Source organism: Cupriavidus sp. GA3-3 (assembly GCF_000389805.1).
GTDB lineage: Bacteria > Pseudomonadota > Gammaproteobacteria > Burkholderiales > Burkholderiaceae > Cupriavidus > Cupriavidus necator_D.
Map to the genome: position 1 here is coordinate 1 of NZ_KB944486.1, position 17,431 is coordinate 17,431.

Annotated in this window: 19 protein-coding genes, 1 tRNA gene, 1 pseudogene and 1 other annotated feature; of the genes and pseudogenes, 1 reads left to right on the top strand and 20 read right to left on the bottom strand. The window is 67.1% G+C overall.

Annotated elements, in window-relative coordinates:
- Positions 1-108 (bottom strand) — a sequence feature (AL1L pseudoknot). This feature is flagged as partial in the annotation.
- The 20 genes and pseudogenes from C265_RS20590 to C265_RS20685 form a co-directional block, all read right to left on the bottom strand.
- Positions 1-386, bottom strand: a pseudogene (locus C265_RS20590) (transposase); the annotation flags it as partial. It overlaps the preceding feature by 108 nt.
- Before the next feature lie 706 nt (positions 387-1,092).
- Positions 1,093-2,010: a plasmid replication initiator TrfA gene (gene trfA / locus C265_RS20595; protein WP_010812110.1), complete on the bottom strand. Its 918-nt coding sequence runs from the start codon at positions 2,008-2,010 to the stop codon at positions 1,093-1,095.
- Between the two features lie 790 nt (positions 2,011-2,800).
- Positions 2,801-2,876, bottom strand: a tRNA-Ala gene (locus C265_RS20600).
- 74 nt (positions 2,877-2,950) lie between these two features.
- Positions 2,951-4,672, bottom strand: coding sequence for a thiosulfohydrolase SoxB (gene soxB / locus C265_RS20605; RefSeq protein ID WP_010812112.1), 1,722 nt, complete (start codon positions 4,670-4,672; stop codon positions 2,951-2,953).
- A 60-nt stretch (positions 4,673-4,732) separates the two neighbouring features.
- Entirely contained in the window at positions 4,733-5,227 is a 495-nt protein-coding gene (locus C265_RS20610) for a TlpA disulfide reductase family protein (protein ID WP_010812113.1), read from the bottom strand.
- 5 nt (positions 5,228-5,232) lie between these two features.
- A complete protein-coding gene (gene soxX / locus C265_RS20615; RefSeq protein ID WP_010812114.1) occupies positions 5,233-5,895 on the bottom strand; it encodes a sulfur oxidation c-type cytochrome SoxX in 663 nt (220 codons plus the stop codon).
- Positions 5,896-5,914: 19 nt separating this feature from the next.
- Positions 5,915-6,742 (bottom strand): sulfur oxidation c-type cytochrome SoxA, encoded by an 828-nt coding sequence (gene soxA / locus C265_RS20620; protein WP_010812115.1) that lies wholly within the window; start codon positions 6,740-6,742, stop codon positions 5,915-5,917.
- A 73-nt stretch (positions 6,743-6,815) separates the two neighbouring features.
- Positions 6,816-7,268 carry a DsrE family protein gene (locus C265_RS20625; RefSeq protein ID WP_010812116.1) on the bottom strand — a complete coding sequence of 151 codons (453 nt, stop codon included), beginning with the start codon at positions 7,266-7,268 and terminating at the stop codon, positions 6,816-6,818.
- An 85-nt stretch (positions 7,269-7,353) separates the two neighbouring features.
- Positions 7,354-7,665, bottom strand: a complete 312-nt coding sequence (gene soxZ, locus C265_RS20630) for a thiosulfate oxidation carrier complex protein SoxZ (protein WP_010812117.1) — start codon at positions 7,663-7,665, stop codon at positions 7,354-7,356.
- Between the two features lie 46 nt (positions 7,666-7,711).
- Entirely contained in the window at positions 7,712-8,167 is a 456-nt protein-coding gene (soxY, locus tag C265_RS20635) for a thiosulfate oxidation carrier protein SoxY (protein WP_010812118.1), read from the bottom strand.
- Between the two features lie 159 nt (positions 8,168-8,326).
- On the bottom strand, positions 8,327-8,653 hold the full coding sequence (locus C265_RS20640; protein ID WP_010812119.1) for a c-type cytochrome: 327 nt from the start codon (positions 8,651-8,653) through the stop codon (positions 8,327-8,329).
- Between the two features lie 117 nt (positions 8,654-8,770).
- Positions 8,771-9,808, bottom strand: a complete 1,038-nt coding sequence (locus C265_RS20645; protein WP_011616197.1) for a c-type cytochrome — start codon at positions 9,806-9,808, stop codon at positions 8,771-8,773.
- A complete protein-coding gene (soxC, locus tag C265_RS20650; RefSeq protein ID WP_010812121.1) occupies positions 9,792-11,141 on the bottom strand; it encodes a sulfite dehydrogenase in 1,350 nt (449 codons plus the stop codon). Before soxC ends, C265_RS20645 begins: the two co-directional genes overlap by 17 nt.
- A gap of 107 nt (positions 11,142-11,248) precedes the next feature.
- On the bottom strand, positions 11,249-11,668 hold the full coding sequence (locus C265_RS20655; protein WP_011616199.1) for a metalloregulator ArsR/SmtB family transcription factor: 420 nt from the start codon (positions 11,666-11,668) through the stop codon (positions 11,249-11,251).
- 47 nt (positions 11,669-11,715) lie between these two features.
- On the bottom strand, positions 11,716-12,606 hold the full coding sequence (locus C265_RS20660; RefSeq protein WP_010812123.1) for an O-acetylserine/cysteine exporter: 891 nt from the start codon (positions 12,604-12,606) through the stop codon (positions 11,716-11,718).
- Between the two features lie 89 nt (positions 12,607-12,695).
- Positions 12,696-13,961 (bottom strand): NAD(P)/FAD-dependent oxidoreductase, encoded by a 1,266-nt coding sequence (locus C265_RS20665; RefSeq protein ID WP_011616200.1) that lies wholly within the window; start codon positions 13,959-13,961, stop codon positions 12,696-12,698.
- A 14-nt stretch (positions 13,962-13,975) separates the two neighbouring features.
- A complete protein-coding gene (locus C265_RS20670; RefSeq protein WP_010812125.1) occupies positions 13,976-14,326 on the bottom strand; it encodes a c-type cytochrome in 351 nt (116 codons plus the stop codon).
- Between the two features lie 170 nt (positions 14,327-14,496).
- Positions 14,497-15,357 carry a BON domain-containing protein gene (locus C265_RS20675; protein ID WP_010812126.1) on the bottom strand — a complete coding sequence of 287 codons (861 nt, stop codon included), beginning with the start codon at positions 15,355-15,357 and terminating at the stop codon, positions 14,497-14,499.
- A 46-nt stretch (positions 15,358-15,403) separates the two neighbouring features.
- The gene (locus C265_RS20680) at positions 15,404-15,991 is read right to left on the bottom strand and encodes a phosphoheptose isomerase (protein ID WP_010812127.1); all 588 of its coding nucleotides are present in this window, start codon (positions 15,989-15,991) and stop codon (positions 15,404-15,406) included.
- Positions 15,992-16,053: 62 nt separating this feature from the next.
- On the bottom strand, positions 16,054-16,449 hold the full coding sequence (locus tag C265_RS20685) for a YraN family protein (RefSeq protein WP_010812128.1): 396 nt from the start codon (positions 16,447-16,449) through the stop codon (positions 16,054-16,056).
- Positions 16,450-16,467: 18 nt separating this feature from the next.
- Between C265_RS20685 and rsmI the strand changes: the two genes are divergently transcribed.
- Entirely contained in the window at positions 16,468-17,376 is a 909-nt protein-coding gene (gene rsmI / locus C265_RS20690) for a 16S rRNA (cytidine(1402)-2'-O)-methyltransferase (protein WP_010812129.1), read from the top strand.
- Positions 17,377-17,431: the final 55 nt, after the last annotated feature.

A 17,431-nucleotide genomic window follows, 5' to 3' on the forward strand; every position in this document is an offset into this window, starting at 1 on the left:
CTGCAGCACCCTGCAGATCGGCTCGACCCCGAGGGTGCCTCGGTACTCGTCGATGAAGTCCCTCAAGACTTGAATCGGCGGTCGAGCTCCGCCTGGGCGAAAAACGCACTGGCCAGCTTCAGGATCTCGTTGGCCTTGCGCAGTTCGCGAACCTCGCGCTCCAAATCCTTGATGCGTTGGGCTTCTGCCGTGGTTGTGCCCGCGCGCTGGCCGCTGTCACGCTCATGCTGGCGAACCCAATTCAACAAGGTCTGCGGAGTACTGCCGATCTTTGCTGCGATCGACACCACGGCAGCCCACTGCGATTCGTGCTCGCCACGATGCTCGAACACCATGCGCACGGCGCGCTCGCGGACCTCGGGGGAAAACTTCACTGACTTCCTCATGGCTCCATTCTCTCAAAGATTGGAGCCTCCTCAAAATCCGGGGCGGTTCAGCCCAGCATCTCAAGCGGAGTAGAATCATTGCCGCTCCTAGACCATCTTTGTTCTTTCTTTCTCGCCTTCGGCATCCATACTTTGTTGATGCTTTGCTACGTCTTTACTGAACCTCAATGACCATTCCTCGCAGACACTTGGCTGAACGCCTCCGGGAGGAGAGAGAGATCCGTCAGATGCTTAGCCCGAGGTCCTTCAAAAGGACACATGGCCGCTTGGCTTGCCATCTGCGCCAATCGCCGTGTCGATCGGTTGTCCGCACGAAGTTAGTGCTCTTGCGACTCCGCGAAAGACAAGGTCTGCTTTTGTAACCTGGCAGGATGCGCAAAATAACGCTGTGACAGATGACGCATGGCAAGCCGTCATCTTTCTTGGCGTTGAACAAATAGGGCCGCCATACCGCGACGCGCTCCGCCTTATGCGCGTGTGGCAGACTGATCCACAGATCAAGGTAGGTAGAGATAAGTAGAAAGAAGGTAGAGGGCTGCGGACGACGTGGAAAGCCTGTAGCCGCTTGGCTTCTGACCGCCGCCCTGGAACGCAACCCCGAAAGTACGGAACGCAACCCCGATATGGAGGAACGCTACCCCGATAGAGCCGGAACGCTACCCCGAGGGCGGGACACTACCCCAAAGGTGGAACGCGATCCCGACGACTAGAGCTTCGTCCATACGGCTTGCTCTTTCCCTTTAGTGCTACGCTCGATTCGCCCTCCGGCCACAATCTTCAGGCGTTCCAGCTCGAGCATTGTCGCCTTGAGAGATCGCCTAAATTTCCGCATCGGACTTGTGTACGCAAGCTTGCGCTTTAGCCACTCTAGCTGGTGTCTCTGCGTAGTCTCGTTCGAGGTCGCCACTAGACGCTGCAGAGCCTTTGCCATGTGCTGTCCCTGCGCAAACTGCATACGCTTGCTCCAGTCGATTCTGGCCCACTCCCGATTGCTATACATCGCGTGCCATCGTGGATCAATACGCAACTTGTATTCATCCGTCTCCGGATCGAAGGCCAAGCCATCAATCATGTGCAGAGCATCACTCTTTGGTGTCGTGCCGATTTTCAGCTTTACCGTGTCGCCTGAGCGCACCTCTATCGTTAGCATGGCAAAACTCAGCGCACGCATCGTTCGGTACAACCAATCGTATTCCCAGTTGCCAACATGGCGCCCGATTGACTCCAGAAACCGCTTTCGGGTGATGGTGACGGGCTCCCCGAGCGGGACTTTTGAGGCTTCATGCATAGCCTGCATCCAAACGTCAGCCTGCGACTCGTCGAGTTGCTCACCAGAAAAAATGATTCGGGCATCTGCGCGGCTCTCGAGTACAGCGTCCTTGTAAAGTGACTTCATTCCATTCCCGACCGGCGCGAACAGGCTTGACCGAGCTATGTGGTTCGGCATGGCCCGCATGAAGTCGTCAAGGCCTGGCAAGAAGAGTCGCTTCGGCGAAGCCGCCTCCTGCTCTTTTTTCGCCGCAATGCGCACGACTGCGTCGGCAGCCATCTGATGAATGAACGCAAGAGAATCTCGCTTTTTGCCCTGCACATGCGTTTCGACCTCAGTACCAGCAAGGGCCATCGCTCACCCCCTCGCGGTAGCCGAACCACGCCCTGCCGAAGTAAGCGAAGCCTGTGTTCGCTGCTTGGCAATCTGTTCGGCCTTGGTTGGACGACCACGTCTCGGCAGCTGTCGAGTATGTGTCGAGGACTCTTGGCTGGTGCTGGATAGCGCAACATGCTGGGCAAGCCAGTGCTCAACGTCCTCGAGTCGCCAAAGCAGTCGCTTCGTACCAGGCAGCCGGCAAATCGGAGGAAGGGATCGTGGATTGCGCGTCGCGTCACTGCGAACGCTAGCAACCGACTTGTGGAGGCATTTCGCCAGTTGATCGACCGTCAGTAGAGCGGCCGGAATTGCTGCGACAGAAGGCTGTCCCATTTCGATAACCCAGTAAGCCGGCTAGGGTCATCGAGCAGTAGCGCCGTTGGACTACTCGGTGATTGACCAGGGCGACACCGGGGCCCGGCCTTGAGTGTGTGAAATCACGATGTCGAGTCGAGCCCGCAGTGCAAACGGGGCTCTTGAGTCATCGAGCCAACCGCACGCAAGCGCAGTTGGCCGGTAGTTGACCTGGGCGACACCGAAGCCCGGCCTTGGGGGTGTGAGATCACGGTGTCAGATGCAGATGCCCGCGCTTGTCGGGCACGCAAAGTCTATCAGCAGTGTTGCGCAGTGTCATGCACTGCGTCCGGCGTGGCACGTTGGTTGAATGCCACAAATTTGCCACACGCGATGTGCAAAAAGACGCTCTTCAAAGCAAAACAACGCACTACATCGCTAGACGTAGTGCGTTGTTTTATAAGGCGAATCCTGGTGGACCGAAGGAGGATCGAACTCCCGACCTCTGCATTGCGAACGCAGCGCTCTCCCAGCTGAGCTATCGGCCCGTGGCGGTTGATTGTAGCGTAATACCGCAGCGCCCTTCAATCCTCTGCGCGGCGCGTGACGGGGCCGCACAACATCAGACGGCCATGCCCGGATTGCCGTCCATGCCGCGCACGCGCGGCAGGTTCAGCGGGCGGGCGCTGACTTCCCTGGTGCTGCGCAGCCACTGCGCCATCACGTCCCAGATCGGCGCGCCGCCGGCCTGGCGCGCCTCTTCGGCCACCGGGGCCCAGCCCGCCACCTTGTAGGTCTTGCCGGCTTCCAGCGGCTTGCCGGCCAGGCGCATGTCGCTGATGCGCTTGCCCATGCCGGCGGTCGGATCGATGGTGTACTGCAGCCCGCCCACGCGCACCATGTCGCCGCCCTGCTGGTAGTACGGGTCGGGGTTGAACAGGTTGTCGGCCACGTCTTCCAGGATGGTCTTGATGGTCTCGCCGCTCATCTGCGTCACCGTGGTGTACGGGTAGGTGATGGCGGTCTGGTCCATCAGGTGTTCCATGGTGATGGCCTCGCCCGGCAGCAGCGTGGTGCCCCAGCGGAAGCCCGGCGAGAACGCGATCTGCGCGCCCTGGGCCTGCATCAGGCCGTCCAGGATCAGCTGGTCGAAGGTGCCATTGAAATTGCCGCGGCGGTACAGCAGGCCGCGGTTGACGGCCAGCACTTCGCCCAGTTTTTGCTCATAGGGCGCGCGTACCTTCCTGATCAGCGCGTCCATGGCGGGATCGGCCGGCAGGTAGTTGGCGAACACCGGCAGCAGCCGGTAGCGAAAGTCCGCGACCTTGCCGCCCTTCACATCAAAGTCCAGCACGCCGAGGAACTTGCCGTTGGAGCCGGCATTGGTCACCAGCGTGGTGCCGCCGGCATTCTTCACCGGCACCGGCGCGGGCATGCCGTCATGGGTATGGCCGCCCAGGATGGCATCGAGCCCGCGCACGCGCGAGGCCAGCTTCAAGTCCACATCCATGCCGTTGTGGGACAGCAGCACCACCGCCTGCGCGCCCTTGCCGCGCGCTGCGTCGATGACCTGCTGCAGGTTCTCTTCCTGGATGCCGAAGGTCCAGTCCGGCACGAAGTAGCGCGGGTTGGCGATGGGCGTGTACGGGAACGCCTGGCCGATGATGGCCACCGGCACGCCGTTGATCTCGCGGATCACGTACGGATCGAACACCGGATCGCCGAAATCGTTGGTCTTGACGTTCTGCGCCAGGAAGGCGACCTTGCCCTTGAAGTCCGTGTCGACGATCTCCTTGACGCGGTCCGCGCCCAGGGTCATCTCCCAGTGCGGCGTCATCACGTCCACGCCCAGCGCCAGCGCGGCGTCGACCATGTCCTGGCCCTTGGTCCATAGCGCGGTGGCCGAGCCCTGCCAGGTATCACCGCCATCGAGCAGCAAGGCGCCCGGCCGGTCCGCCTTCAGCCGTTTCACCAGCGTGGCCAGGTGCGCAAACCCGCCGACCTTGCCATAGCGGCGCGCGGCCTCGTTGAAATCCAGGTAGGTGAACGCATGCGCCTGCGGCGTGCCGGGGCGGATGCCGTACTGGCGCAGCAGCGCGTCGCCGACCAGGTGCGGCGGCTTGCCGGCATAGTCGCCGATGCCCAGGTTGACGTTGGGCTCGCGGAAATACACCGGCCGCAGCTGCGCATGGCAGTCGGTGAAATGCAGCAGGTGGACGTTGCCGAAGCGCGGCAGGTCGTACATGGCCTCGGCGGCCTGCGCGGCGTGCGCGTCTTGATGGGGGAACGTCATGCCGCCGGCGCCGGCAATGGCCAGCACCTGCAGGAACTCGCGTCGGTTCATGTCTCTTCCTGGAATTGGCGCTGGCGGTCGGCCCTGGCGCGGGCGTCCGCCATCGCAAAACTATGGCCGCGCGTACCGCTCCAGCGCCGCCACGTCGTCTTCAAGCATTTCGCCCACTTCCTTCTGCGCCACGCGGCCGCGCGCGTCGATCACGTACAGCTCCGGCAGTCCCTTGCGCTTGCCGAACACGGCCTGCAGCTCGAGCGAATCCATCGTCGCCGGGAAGGTGTAGCCGCGCTTCTTCATGTAGTCGGCAGCCTCGCGCGGATCCTTGTCGATGCTGATGGTCAGCACCTGCAGCGGCGTGCCGCGCGTGCGTTCGTAAAGCTTCTGAAGGCGCGGGTTCTGCATCGCGCAGAACGGGCACCACGAGGCCCAGTATTCGACCACCAGCGGCTTGCCGGCCAGCGCGCCAGCGCTGAGCGTGCGTCCGTCGAGCGTGCGCACGTCGGGCAGGCGCACGGTGTCGCCGACCTCCAGCGCTGCCGCGCCAGCTGCGGCGCCGGTCAGGCTGAAGGCCAGCAGCCAGCGCAGCAGCACGGCAGGCGCGCGCATCGGCCTTACTGGTTGACCGGCGAGGCCGGGTCGAGCAGCAGCGCCATCACGTCGCGGATCTGGGCCTCGGTCAGGATGCCCTTGTGGCCAAAGCGCGGCATGTTGGAGCAGGCGGCGTAGGCGCTGGAGTCCCAGATCTTGCCCCAGGTGTACTTGATGACTTCCTGCGAGTTGCCGCGCAGCTTGCCGTACTGGTACAGCGACGGGCCGATATTGCCGAACGAGATCTCGGCCTTGGTCATCTGGTGGCAGGCGTAGCAATTGCCGCCGTTGGTGCCGCCGACCTGGTCGGTGAACTGCATGCCGCGGCCGTTCTGGGCGACCTTTTCGCCTTCCTTCCAGTCGCCCAGCCATTTGTCTTCGGCGGGGTATTTCACCTGCTTGAGCTCGGCCGCTTCGATCTTCTTGGCAAGCTTTGCCGGCACCTTGGTGCGGTCCGGGTACTGGCTGCAGGCCTGCTGCATGCCGTCCTGGTTGAGCACGCCCTCGACCGTGACCGGCCCGCGCGACGAGAACGAGTCCTCGATCAGGTGCTTCATATCGGCACCGCTGACGGCGGCGGGCTTGCCCTTGGGCGCGCGGGCCTTGGCGCTGTCCTGCGCGTGGGCGCCGCTTGCCAGCAGGGTGGCCAGGGCCGCGATGGCCAGTGCCTGGTGTTGTCGTTGCATGTTGTCTCTCCCGTACTGGTCAGCGCTTCATCGCCGGACCGTCGTAGGTCCCGCCGTTGGCGTTCTTCGCCAGGAACATGGTCAGCGCGGTGATCACGTCCGAGCCATAGGCGGGTTCGGGAAAGCGCTGCTGGCGCAGGCAGTCGTACAGGCGGTGCTGCATGGTGCGGACCTCGCCCTGCGAGACGCGGTAGGCGGGCCAGGTGGTGTAGGCCGCCTGCGCGCCCTTGTCGGTCAGCAGGTTGGGCAGGTCCTGCAGGCGGATGCGCTGGCCGTCCACCGCATGGCAGGTGGCGCAGGCAAAGTCATAGGCGCCGCCGCGGTAGAAGAACATCTTCTCGCCCAGCGCATAGGTGCGCTTTTCTTCGGGATGGCCGAGCTGCACGTTCATCTTCACGCCGCGCGACTCGCCGGTCAGGTAGGCCACCAGGCGCTCGATCTCGGACGGCTTGCCCGACGACGAGAACGGGTTCTTCGTTGCCTCTTCCCTGGTCAGCCCCTGCAGCGTCATGCGGCAGTAGGCGAGCCGCTGCTCCAGGTCCATCACCTTGCCGGCGTCCTTGAAGTAGCGCGGCAGCTCGGCGTAGGCGCCCTTGGTCACGCCCGGGCCCTTGCCCAGGTCGCATTGTTCCAGCGAGGCGTTCTTCGGGCCGGCCGGCTTCTTCCACAGTTCTTCGCCTGCGGCTTCCCACAATTCGGCGGGATTGCCTTCGGCCAGCATCTGGCGGTACTTGGCGATTTCGTCGGCGGTGCTGCCCTGCGCATGCACGGCGGCAGCTGAGGCCACCGCAGCGGTGGCCGCCGCGGCCAGCGCGGCGCGCCGGGCCAGGCTTCGGATGGTGTTCATGGGGCTTCTCCTCGCGGCCTCGCACCGTGGCGGGCCGTTCTCTCTCTTGTTGCCGGAAGCTACGCCGCCCGGCTCAGGGCTTGATATAGGCGTAGCCTTCTTCGGCCTGCAGGCGCGCAATCTCGACCACGCCGGCCGGTACCACTTTGGCTTCCATCAACAGGCTCGATTCCGCAATCTTGCGTGCGGTCAGCGTGTTGCGGCACACGCGGAACTCCACCCCGGCCGAGGCCAGCGCGCCCACCGGGCCGTCAAAGGTGTTGCCGCGCGCATCCTTGGCGCCTTCGACCAGGAAATCGATGCCGTAGCCGAACGCCACCACCACGATCTTCGTTCCCGGCGCGCCGTTCAGGTGGTTGCGCAGGTTGCCCATCGCGCGCACCGCCTGGTCGATGCCTTCCGACAGCTGGTACACCACCTTGATGCGCCCGCCCTTGCCCGCAGCCGGCGCGGCCTGGGCCGCGGCTTTTGCCGACAGGCCGATGGCGGCCAGTGCCGCCGATGCTCGAATAAATGCTCGCCGCATGTTGTTCCTTCCCGCCGGGCCAGTCCCGGCATCCGTCCCGAACCTTAGCAGAGGACGGCATGGCCTGCCGGCCGCGGAACGGCTGTCAGGCGATGGTCGCTTCGTCGGTGCGCTTGTCGCCCTTGTTGTCGATCCAGGTCACTGCGACCTTGTCGCCCTTGGCGCCGCCCTTGAACTTGAAGTTCAGGAACGGGTCCTTCGACACCGCCGGGCCGAACTGGGCGCGGAACACTTCCTTGCCCTTGCACTGGGCGGTCACGGTCTGGATATGCCAGGCCGGCACGGCCTTGCCGGATGCGTCCTTGCGCTGGCCGGTTTCCATGTCGTGCTTCATCAGAATCTTGACGTCAACCACGCCGCCGTTTTCGGTGGCGCGTACGCGCATCGGGTCTGCCATGTGTTTCTCCTGTTGCAGTTTGGGAATCTCGATCCGGGGCGCGGCGTCAGCCGCCGCAGCCGCCCAGCGTGACCTTGATTTCCTTCGATGCCACGTACCACTTGCCGCCGGCCTTGACCGCGGCATGCACGACCGAGGTCTGGCCCATCTTCACGCGCGTGGAGACGAACGGCTCGGTGCCGGCCGGGATGATGAAGTCGGCGGCCAGCGTGTTGGGGTTCTTTTCCACCAGGATCGCGATCTGCTCGGTATCCGGGATGGTGCTGGTCACGGCCACCGGCACCACGGCACCGTTCTCGGCGATATCGGGGGCGGTGAAGGTGATGGCGGTGCTTTTCTCGGTACCGCTGCCGCCGAGCGCCTTGATCACGTCGGCAACGCTCTTGCCGTCAAAGGCGTTCTTGTTCCACTCGGCCGCCTGCGCCTCGCTGATCAGGCCGGTGGCGGCCATCAGCGACAGGACAGCGGTGACCCGCAGCACTTCTCGTCGTTTGGAATTCATGTTTCTGCTCTCCGGCTACTCCGTTCCAGTCGGTCGATGACCGCTTCGGGGATCTGCTTCATGCGGCCGGTACATGGCCGGCCGCTGGTCTGGCCTGGCCGCGCGGCATTCACCGCCCGGCCTGGTGCATCGGCGGACTGCCCGCCTGGTCGGTAAGGCTTACTTGGCGGGGGCGCCAGCCAGCACCCACTCGACCACGGTCTTCAGGTCGGCGTCGTTGAGCGCCGCATTCGCGGGCATCGGCACCGGGCCCCAGACGCCCGAGCCACCGCTCTTGACCTTCTTGGTCAGCGTCGCCAGGGCGTTCTTGTCGCCCTTGTACTTGGCGGCCACTTCCTTGTAGGAAGGTCCGACCAGCTTCTTGTCGACCTGGTGGCAACCCATGCAGGCGTTCTTGTTGGCGATCTCCTGTGCCTTGGCGGCATCGACCGCGTGGGCCGATGCGGCGGCGCCGAGCATCAGCGCTGCGATGACAAACTGCTTCATTGTTAAGCTCTCCAAGCTCTGTAAAGCCGTGGGGACGGCAAAGGCCGCTGGGCCGTACTGCAATGGCTTCGCGGCACACACTGGCCGCCGCCCGGGGGCACTGCGGTGGCCAGTCCGCTATTTTGCCTCAAGAATCCAGCCCACCATGGCCTGCACGTCGGAATCCGGGATCTGTGGCTGCGCCGGCATCGGCACGCTGCCCCATGCGCCCTGCCCGCCTGCCTTGACCTTGCGCGCCAGCGCGCCATGCGCGTCCTGGCCCTTGTACTTGCCGGCGATGTCGGCAAAGGACGGCCCAACCAGCTTGCGGTCCATCGCATGGCAGGCCATGCACTGGTACTGGCTGGTGAGCCGCGCGCCCGGCGCGGCCGGCTCCGAAGGAGCTGATGCAGCACTTTTAGATACGGTATTGCCCGCGGCCACGCCGCGCACCGGGCCGAAGCTCCGCTGCTGCTGCGCCAGTTCGCCATGGGCATCGCGGGCATAATCCGGTATCGACGAGGTAATCGCCACCTTGCCGGCGCAATCCTTCATGCAGGCCGTATTGCGCGTGTCCGGGCGGCCGCGCCCCGGCCACAGGCCGTGGCCGGTGGTCATGCCGTCGCGGTTGGGCATGCGCCGCTGGATCTCGGCGATATTGGCGTCGGACAGCGTGAAGTCGGCCGGGACGACCTCGCCCAGGTGCAGCATATAGGCGGTGACCGCGTAGACGTCGCCCACGCTCAGGCTCTTGGGCGCGTTCCACGGCATGGCGCGGTGGATGTAGTCCCACAGCGTGCTGACGGTGCTGACCTTCATCAGCGTGGTGCGGTACGGCTGGTTGCCGGTCATGCCGGCCACGCGGCCGCGCCTGATGTCTTCGGCGGTGGTGCCGCCGACCAGCGGCGTGAACACCTCGTTGGATTCGCCGAAGTCGCCGTGGCACGACGCGCACTTGCCGTCCCAGACCTTCTGCCCCTGCGCCACCGTGCCGCTGCCCCTGGGCAGGCCCTGGAAGTCCGGGCGCACGTCGATGTCCCACGCGGCGACTTCGGCGGGCGTGGCGGTGCGGCCAAGTGCCGCACGCGCGTCGGCCGTGCCCGCCCACGCCGGGGCGGCGCTGACGGCTGCCAGCACCAGGGCGGCGGCGGTCCTGAGTTCAGCCCACATGGACATTGGACACCTCGCCGCCTGCCGCCACCTGCCAGCTCTGGATAGCGTTGTTGTGGTAGATCGAGCGCGTGCCGCGCACCGCGCGCAGCTGCCCCAGCTTCGGCTGCACATAGCCGGTGTCGTCGATGGCGCGGCTTTGCAGGATGGCGGGGCCGCCGTCCCAGACCCAGTCCAGGTTGAAGCGCGTCAGGCACTTGGACAGCACCGGCGCCTCCAGCCGCGCACTGCGCCAGTTGCGCCCGCCGTCGGTCGAGACATCGACACGCCTGATGCGCCCGCGCCCCGACCACGCCAGCCCGCTGATGTTGTAGAAGCCCTTGCCCACCATCTGCTGCCCGCCCGAAGGCGTGGTGATGACCGACTTGCACTCCTGGATCGAGGTGTACTGGCGCAGCTTGCCGTCCGGCATCATGTCCACGTAGTGGATGGTCTCGTCCTTCGCATTCCAGGGCTGGTCGCCCAGCTCCAGCCGGCGCAGCCACTTGACCCACGACACCCCCTGCACGCCCGGCACCACCAGCCGCAGCGGATAGCCGTTCTCGGGGCGCAGCATCTCGCCGTTCATGCCCCAGGCGACGATGATCTCGTCGGCCAGCTCCATCGGGATGGTGCGCGTCATCGACGAGCCATCGCCGCCTTCGGCCAGCAGGTAGCGGCCGCGGCGCAGGTCGGCGCCGGCATCGTCCAGCAGCACCCGCAGCGGCACGCCGGTGAACTCGCAGCACGACAGCATGCCGTGGGTGTACTGCACCGTGGGCACGGCCACGTTGCCCCATTCCATGCCGGTGTTGGCGCCGCATTCGATGAAATGCATGCGCGACACCGCCGGCAGGCGCATCAGGTCGTCCATGGTGTAGACGCGCGGCGTGCGCACCAGGCCGTTGAGCATCAGGCGGTGGCGGGCCGGGTCGATATCGTGCCAGCCCTGGTGGTGGCGCTCGAAATGCAGGCCGTTGGGGGTGATGATGCCGAAGAAGCCCTGCAGCGGCGCGAAGGCCACCGAAGCGGCGGAGACGCGCGTCAGGCCCGGCGACTCGCGCCGCACCAGGTTTTTCTCATGCACGGAGGGCTGCCCGTACGGGCGTGCAGCCACCGGCTGGCCGAGCGAGGTGGCCCACGGCTGCGGCTGCACGATGGCGGGATCGCCGTCGGCTGCCAGTGCCTGGCGGCCCGCCGTGGCGGCGGCAATCCCCGCGGCCGCGCCCAGGAAGCTCTTGCGCAGGAAGTCGCGCCGCGGCGCGTCCAGGCCGTGCCGGCCGATGTCCTGCTGCAGCGATGCGCTGACGAAGTGCTCGGGCGCGGGCACGATGCGCCCGGGCCGGTTCCGTTCCTGCAAATCGGTCTCCTCCGGCGCGCTCGCCACGGCCCTTGGACCGGTCGGCGTGCCTGTTATCGGGCCGCTGCAGCGGGTGCGGCAGCGATCCGTTTACCGGAAGAGCTGAGCTAGCCTGCGGTGCGCCGCCTGCGCGCCGGGGCTTCGGGTGCCGGCTGTGCCATGAAGCGGTCGACCACGCCGGAGGGCAAGGCGCTGTCCTCCAGCCGGCTCGCCACCTGCACGCAGACCGTGCGGCACAGCTCGATCACGCTTTCGTCCGCAATGGCGTAGAACACCAGGTTCGCCTCCTTGCGGCGCGACAGCACGCCCGAGCGGTACATCGCGTTGAGATGCCGCGACACATTGGTCTGCGACGAACCCACCGTCTCGACCACCGTGCTGACCGGCTTCTCGCCATCGCACAAGGCGTGCAGGATCTTCAGCCGCGTCGGCTCCGCCAACAGGCTGAAGTAGCCCGATACCTTTTCGAATACGCGATCCAGCTCTTCCATGGCATCCAATATATTCGTATATGCGTGAATGCGCATATAGTGTTTACCCACTGATGCAGCACAGCATAAGTGCGGCGGGAGGATCAGCGGCGCGCCAGCGCCCTGCCCGCCCACAGGCGCTGGCCGAACACATTGAGCAGCAGCCCGGCCATTACCACTGCCGCGCCCGCCCACTGCGCGCCGGACAGGTCCTCGCCCAGCAGCACATGCGCCGACACCAGCCCCACCACCGGCACCAGCAGCGTCAGCGGCGCCACCTGGCTGGCCGGGTAGCGCGTCAGCAGCCGGCCCCACATGGTGTAGCCGAACACCGTCGCCGCAAAGGCCAGGTAGGCCACGGCGAACACGGCCATGCCCGACACATGGGTGACGCTCTGCACGATGCGCGCCGGGCCCTCGACCCACAGCGACAGCAAGGCGAACGGCACGATCGGGATCAGCGCGCCCCAGATCACCAGCCCCAGCAGGTCGACCGGGCCGATCTTCTTGCTGACGATATTGCCGCTGGCCCAGCAGAACGCCGCGCACAGCGTCAGCACGAAGCCCGCCACGCTCATGCCGCCGGCGCTGCCGGCACCGGCCCCGATCAGGGCCAGCCCGCCCGCCGCCACCGCCATGCCCGCGATGTTGTGCCAGCGCACCGGCTCGCCCAGCCACAGCGCCGCAATGGCCAGCGTGAAGAAGGCCTGCGACTGCAGCACCAGCGAGGCCAGGCCGGCCGGCATGCCGACCGCCATGGCGTAGAACAGGAAGGCGAACTGGCCCAGGCTGATGGTGACGCCGTAGGCCAGCAGCAGCCGCCACGGCACGCGCGGGCGCGGCACGAAGAAGATCGCCGGGAACGCCACCAGCAGGAAGCGCAGCGCACCCAGCAGCATCGGCGGCATGTCCGCCAGGCCAACCTTGATGACGACGAAGTTGACGCCCCAGACGCAGACGATGGCGAGGGCGAGTAGACGGTCTCTGGCTTGCATGAGGGGGCTGGGGGCGCGGCCCGGCACAGTGCCGGACAAAACCCGTAGGGTAGCAGCCCCCGGCCTTCGGGGCATGGCCCGCCCTGCACCTACCCCAGCATCTCCGCCCAAATGCCCTTGGCCCATGCCAGTGCGTAGTCGCCTTCGAGCTGGTTCGGCGCCTCCGACAGCCCGCCCGATCCCGGCACCGTGACCATGGTCTTCTGCGCCGCGTCATAGCGATGCACGCTGGCCACGTGCACCGCCTCGCGGTCGGAGGTGAAGCTGTAGCAGGTGTTGTTGTAGAGCGGCTGCGGGTCGGGTGCCCGGCCCGACAGCAGCGCGACCATGGCCGCGGCCGCGACCTTGCCATGCTGGTTGGCCATATGGCCCGACTTGGGCATCAGCGGCGCGATCTGGATGGCATCGCCGATCACGTGGATATTGGCCGCGGCGCGCGACTCGAAGGTGACGAAGTCCACCTCGCACCACTTGCCATTGGCCGTGGCCAGCCCCGCCGACACCGCGATCGCACCGGCGCGCTGGGGTGGCAGCACGTTGAGCACGTCGGCACGCTCGTCGTCCTGCACCTCGAACTTGAGCGTGCGCGTGGCGGGGTCCACATCCACCGCGTTGAACTGCGGCCGGTATTCCACCATGCCCGGGTACTGCGACGCCCACACCTTGCGGAACAGCCCGGCCTTGGAGGTGATGTCGGGGTTGGCGTCCAGGATCAGCACCTTGCTGCGCGGCTTGTGCTGCCTGAAGTAGTACGCCACCTGGCAGGCGCGCTCGTAGGGTCCCGGCGGGCAGCGGTAGGGCGCCAGCGGGACGCTGATGGCATAGGTGCCGCCGTCCGGCATGGCCTCCAGCTGGCGGCGCAGCGCAACGGTCTGCGGGCCCGCCTTCCAGGCGTGCAGGACCTGGTCGCCGCCGGGCTGCTTCAGCCCGGGCAGCGCATCGCTCATCATTTCGACGCCGGGCGACAGCAGCAGGCGGTCGTAGGGCAGCGTGGCGCCGCCCGCGAGGCGCACGGTCCGTTTGGCCGGGTCGATGGCCACGGCGGTATCGCGCACCAGCCGCACGCCGTGGCGGCGCACCAGCGCGTCGTACGGCAAGGTCAGGTCCGCCAGCTGCCGGCTGCCGCCGAGCACCAGGTTCGACAGCGGGCAGGAGATAAAGGCCGGATTGGGTTCGACCAGCGTGACCTCGATCGCCTGGCCGCTCCACTCGCGCAGGTAGCGCGCGGCGGTGGCGCCGCCGTAGCCACCACCCACCACCACCACCCTGGCCGGCGCCGCGGCGCGTGCCGACCCGACCCCGACCGAACCCAGTACTGCGGCGCCCGCGGCGCCCAGGAAGCTTCGTCTTTGCATGGTAGTCCCCGCTGTCAGCGCACCGCGGCGAACCACGCCGTGATGGCCGCGATCTGGTCGTCGCTGTAACCCTTGGCAATCTGGTGCATCACCGTGGCCGGCCGCGTGCCGGCCTTGAAGGCCTGCATCTGCGCGGCCAGTTCCGCCTGCGGGCGGCCGGCCAGCGGCGGGATCGTGCTGCCCGCCGGCGCGCGCCCGGCAGGGCCGTGGCAGCTGGTGCAGGCGGCGGCCTGGCTGCGCGCACGCAGCGCGGCATCGGTGGCAGGGGCGGCGCTGTCTGCCGACAGCGCCGGCTGGGCGCCGCACAGCGCCGCGGCCAGCAGCGCCAGCCGCAGCAACACAGCGGGCCGGGGGAAGATTGTCATGGTCTCGCTCCGTGTAGGGCCGGCGCTGGGTTCCGCTTGGGGGCGGCCGGCGTGGCTACCGTAGCACATCGGGCAGGGACCGTGTGCGGTGAAAACCGCAGAAGGACAAACGGCGTCCGCATGAGCGGACGCCGTCGGAACCGGCCCGGGAAGCTGGGCCGGGCGCGTGCTCAGGGCAGGTTGCGGCCCGGCGGCAGCGTCACCGGCGAAGTCACCGGTGCGGCGACCGGGCTGGTGGTCGCGGTGGTGCCCGTGGCGGCCCCGGCCGGCGCATCGATCGGACCGCCCACGCCCGGCACCGACTGCACCGGCGCCGGCGTGCCGACATTGCCGTCGAACGACGGGTTCTGCGAGGTGGAAGCCGAGTCCAGGCGCGCGCGCTCGGTGTCGTTGACGTAGTCGAAGGCCTTGACCACCTTGGTCACGCCCGAGGCATTGCGCGCCACGTCGGTGGCGCGGTCGCCCTCGGCGGCGGTGACCACGCCCAGCAGGTAGACCACGCTCTTCTCGGTGGTGACCTTGATCGAGTTGGACGGCACGCCGTCGGCGGTCATCAGCAGGGTCTTGACCTTGCTGGTCAGGTAGGCGTCCTGGCTCTGGGTCATGAAGCCCGGCGAGTTGACGACCTCGAGCTCATTGATCACCACGCGCGCATTCTGCAGGCCACGCACATACTGCTCGACCTGCTGCTTGACGGTGTCGTTGCTGGCTTCGCCGGTCAGCAGCACCTTGCGGTTGAACACGGTCACGTTGACGCGGGCCTGGCCGCGGTAGCGCGAGTTGATGGTGTTCTCGGCCTCGAGCTGCAGGCCGCGGTCCACGGTCTGGGTGGCGGCCGGGCGGCGGTCGGTGGCCATGGCCACGCCGGTCCCCATGGCGCCGGCGATCACGGGGAAGCAGCCGGCGAGCTGGGTGGCGCAGACCAGCACGGCCGCCGCGGCCAGGCTGGCGCGGCCAAGGCCGGCGGTGCGGGAAGGATGGCGCGCGCCGGCGCCGTTCCGGGGGGCTTGCGTAGTGGGCAGGTTCGTCATGCGGTCCTTGCTGTGGCTGGATGTTGGGAATGGGAGGAAGGCAGCATCAGGCTTCCCCGAGCAGTGCCTCGTCGATGCCGTCGCACAGGCAATGCAGGGTCAGCAGGTGCACTTCCTGGATGCGCGCGGTGCGCTCGCTCGGCACGCACAGGTGGATATCGAATTCATCGAGCAGGCCGGCGATGGTGCCGCCACCCTTGCCGGTCAGCGCAACCACGGCCATCTCGCGCTGGCGCGCGGCTTCGATGGCGGCGATCACGTTGGCAGAATTGCCCGAGGTGGAAAGCGCCAGCAGGATGTCGCCGGGCTGGCCCAGCGCCTCGACCTGCTTGGAAAACACCTTGCTGAAGTCATAGTCGTTGCCGATCGCGGTCAGGATCGAGCTGTCGGTGGTCAGCGCGATCGCGGCCAGGCCGGGGCGCTCGCGCTCGAAGCGCCCGACCAGTTCGGCGGCAAAGTGCTGCGCATCGGCTGCGGAGCCGCCGTTGCCGCAGGCCAGGATCTTGTTGCCGCTGGTCAGCGCGCCGACCATGCGTTCCACGGCGGCGTCGATATAGGGGGCCATCACCGCCGCGGCCTGTCGCTTGGTCTCGGCGCTGTCTAGAAACTGTTGCTGGATACTGTCGATACTCATGGCTCTGGGGCCTTGTTGTTGCCATTGCGATCCGCGGATCGTACCTTAGGGTCTGCCGCGCATTATGAACCAGCCCCGGCGGCATCCTGGTCAAAGGCATGCTGCAGCCAGTCCAGCCGGCCGGGTTCCAGGGCCACCACGTCGAAGCGGCACGGCGGCACCTGCGCCAGCGTGGCCAGGTAGTGCGCTGCTGCCAGCAGCACGCGCCGCTGCTTGGCCGGCGTGACGCTGGCGGCCGCGCCGCCGAAGCCCCGGCCGCTGCGCTGGCGCACCTCAACGAACACCAGCGTGCCGTCCGGCGCGCGCATGACCAGATCGATCTCGCCGCCTTTGCAGCGATAATTGCGCACCACGGGCTCCAGGCCCTGGCGCCGCAGGTGTGCCAGGGCCCGGTCCTCCGCCTGCGCACCGCGTAGCTGTGTGTTTTGCAACTGCGTGGTGGATTTGAATGATGGCATCAACGGAAGTTCTCAAGCATGAGTGACTGGATCTCCCTGGCGGCCAGCCAGTCCTACCCGGCCGGCACCCTTTATGTCGTGGCCACGCCCATCGGCAACGTCGCCGACCTGTCGCTGCGCGCGCTGCATGTGCTCGGCCTGGCCGACGCCGTGGCCTGCGAAGACACCCGCAATACCGGCCAGCTGCTGTCGCGCGTGGGCCTGCAGCGGCCGCTGGTGGCCGTGCACGAGCACAACGAGCGCGAGGCCGCGGGCCGCATCGCGGCGCGCCTGGCGGCCGGCGAGCGCATCGCCTACGTCTCCGACGCCGGCACGCCGGGCATCTCCGACCCGGGTGCGCGCCTGGTCGAGGCGGTGCGCGCCGCCGGCCATCCGGTGGTGCCACTGCCCGGCCCCAGTGCCGCGGTGGCCGCGCTGTCGGTGGCGGGCGACATGCTCGATGCCGGCGAAGGCCGCTTCACCTTTGTCGGCTTCCTGCCCAGCAAGCCCAAGGCGCGCACCGAGGCCATCGCCCGGCTGGCGGCGCTGGACCACGCCTGGGTCTGCTACGAGGCGCCGCACCGCATTGCCGACACGCTGGCCGCGCTGGCCGCGGGCCTGCCAGGCGAGCGCCGGCTGCTGGTCGGGCGTGAACTGACCAAGCTGTTCGAGGACATCGCTGTGCTGCCCGTGGCGCAGGCGCCGGCCTGGCTGGCCGCCGACCCGAACCGGGCCAAGGGGGAATTCGTGCTGGTGGTGGAAGGCGCTGGCGCCGCAACTGCCGCGGATGGCTTGCCGGATGCCGAGGCCCAGCGCGTGCTGGCGCTGCTGCTGGCGGAACTGCCGGCCAAGCGCGCCGCCAAGCTGGCGGCCGCCATCACCGGCGCCGGCACCGATGCGCTCTACCAGCTGGCGCTGGCGCAGCGCGCGGGGCAGGCAGAGGACTGACGCGGTGCGTGCGTGATCCCGGGATCGGGAGGAGGAAGGTAAAGCAGAGGTGTCA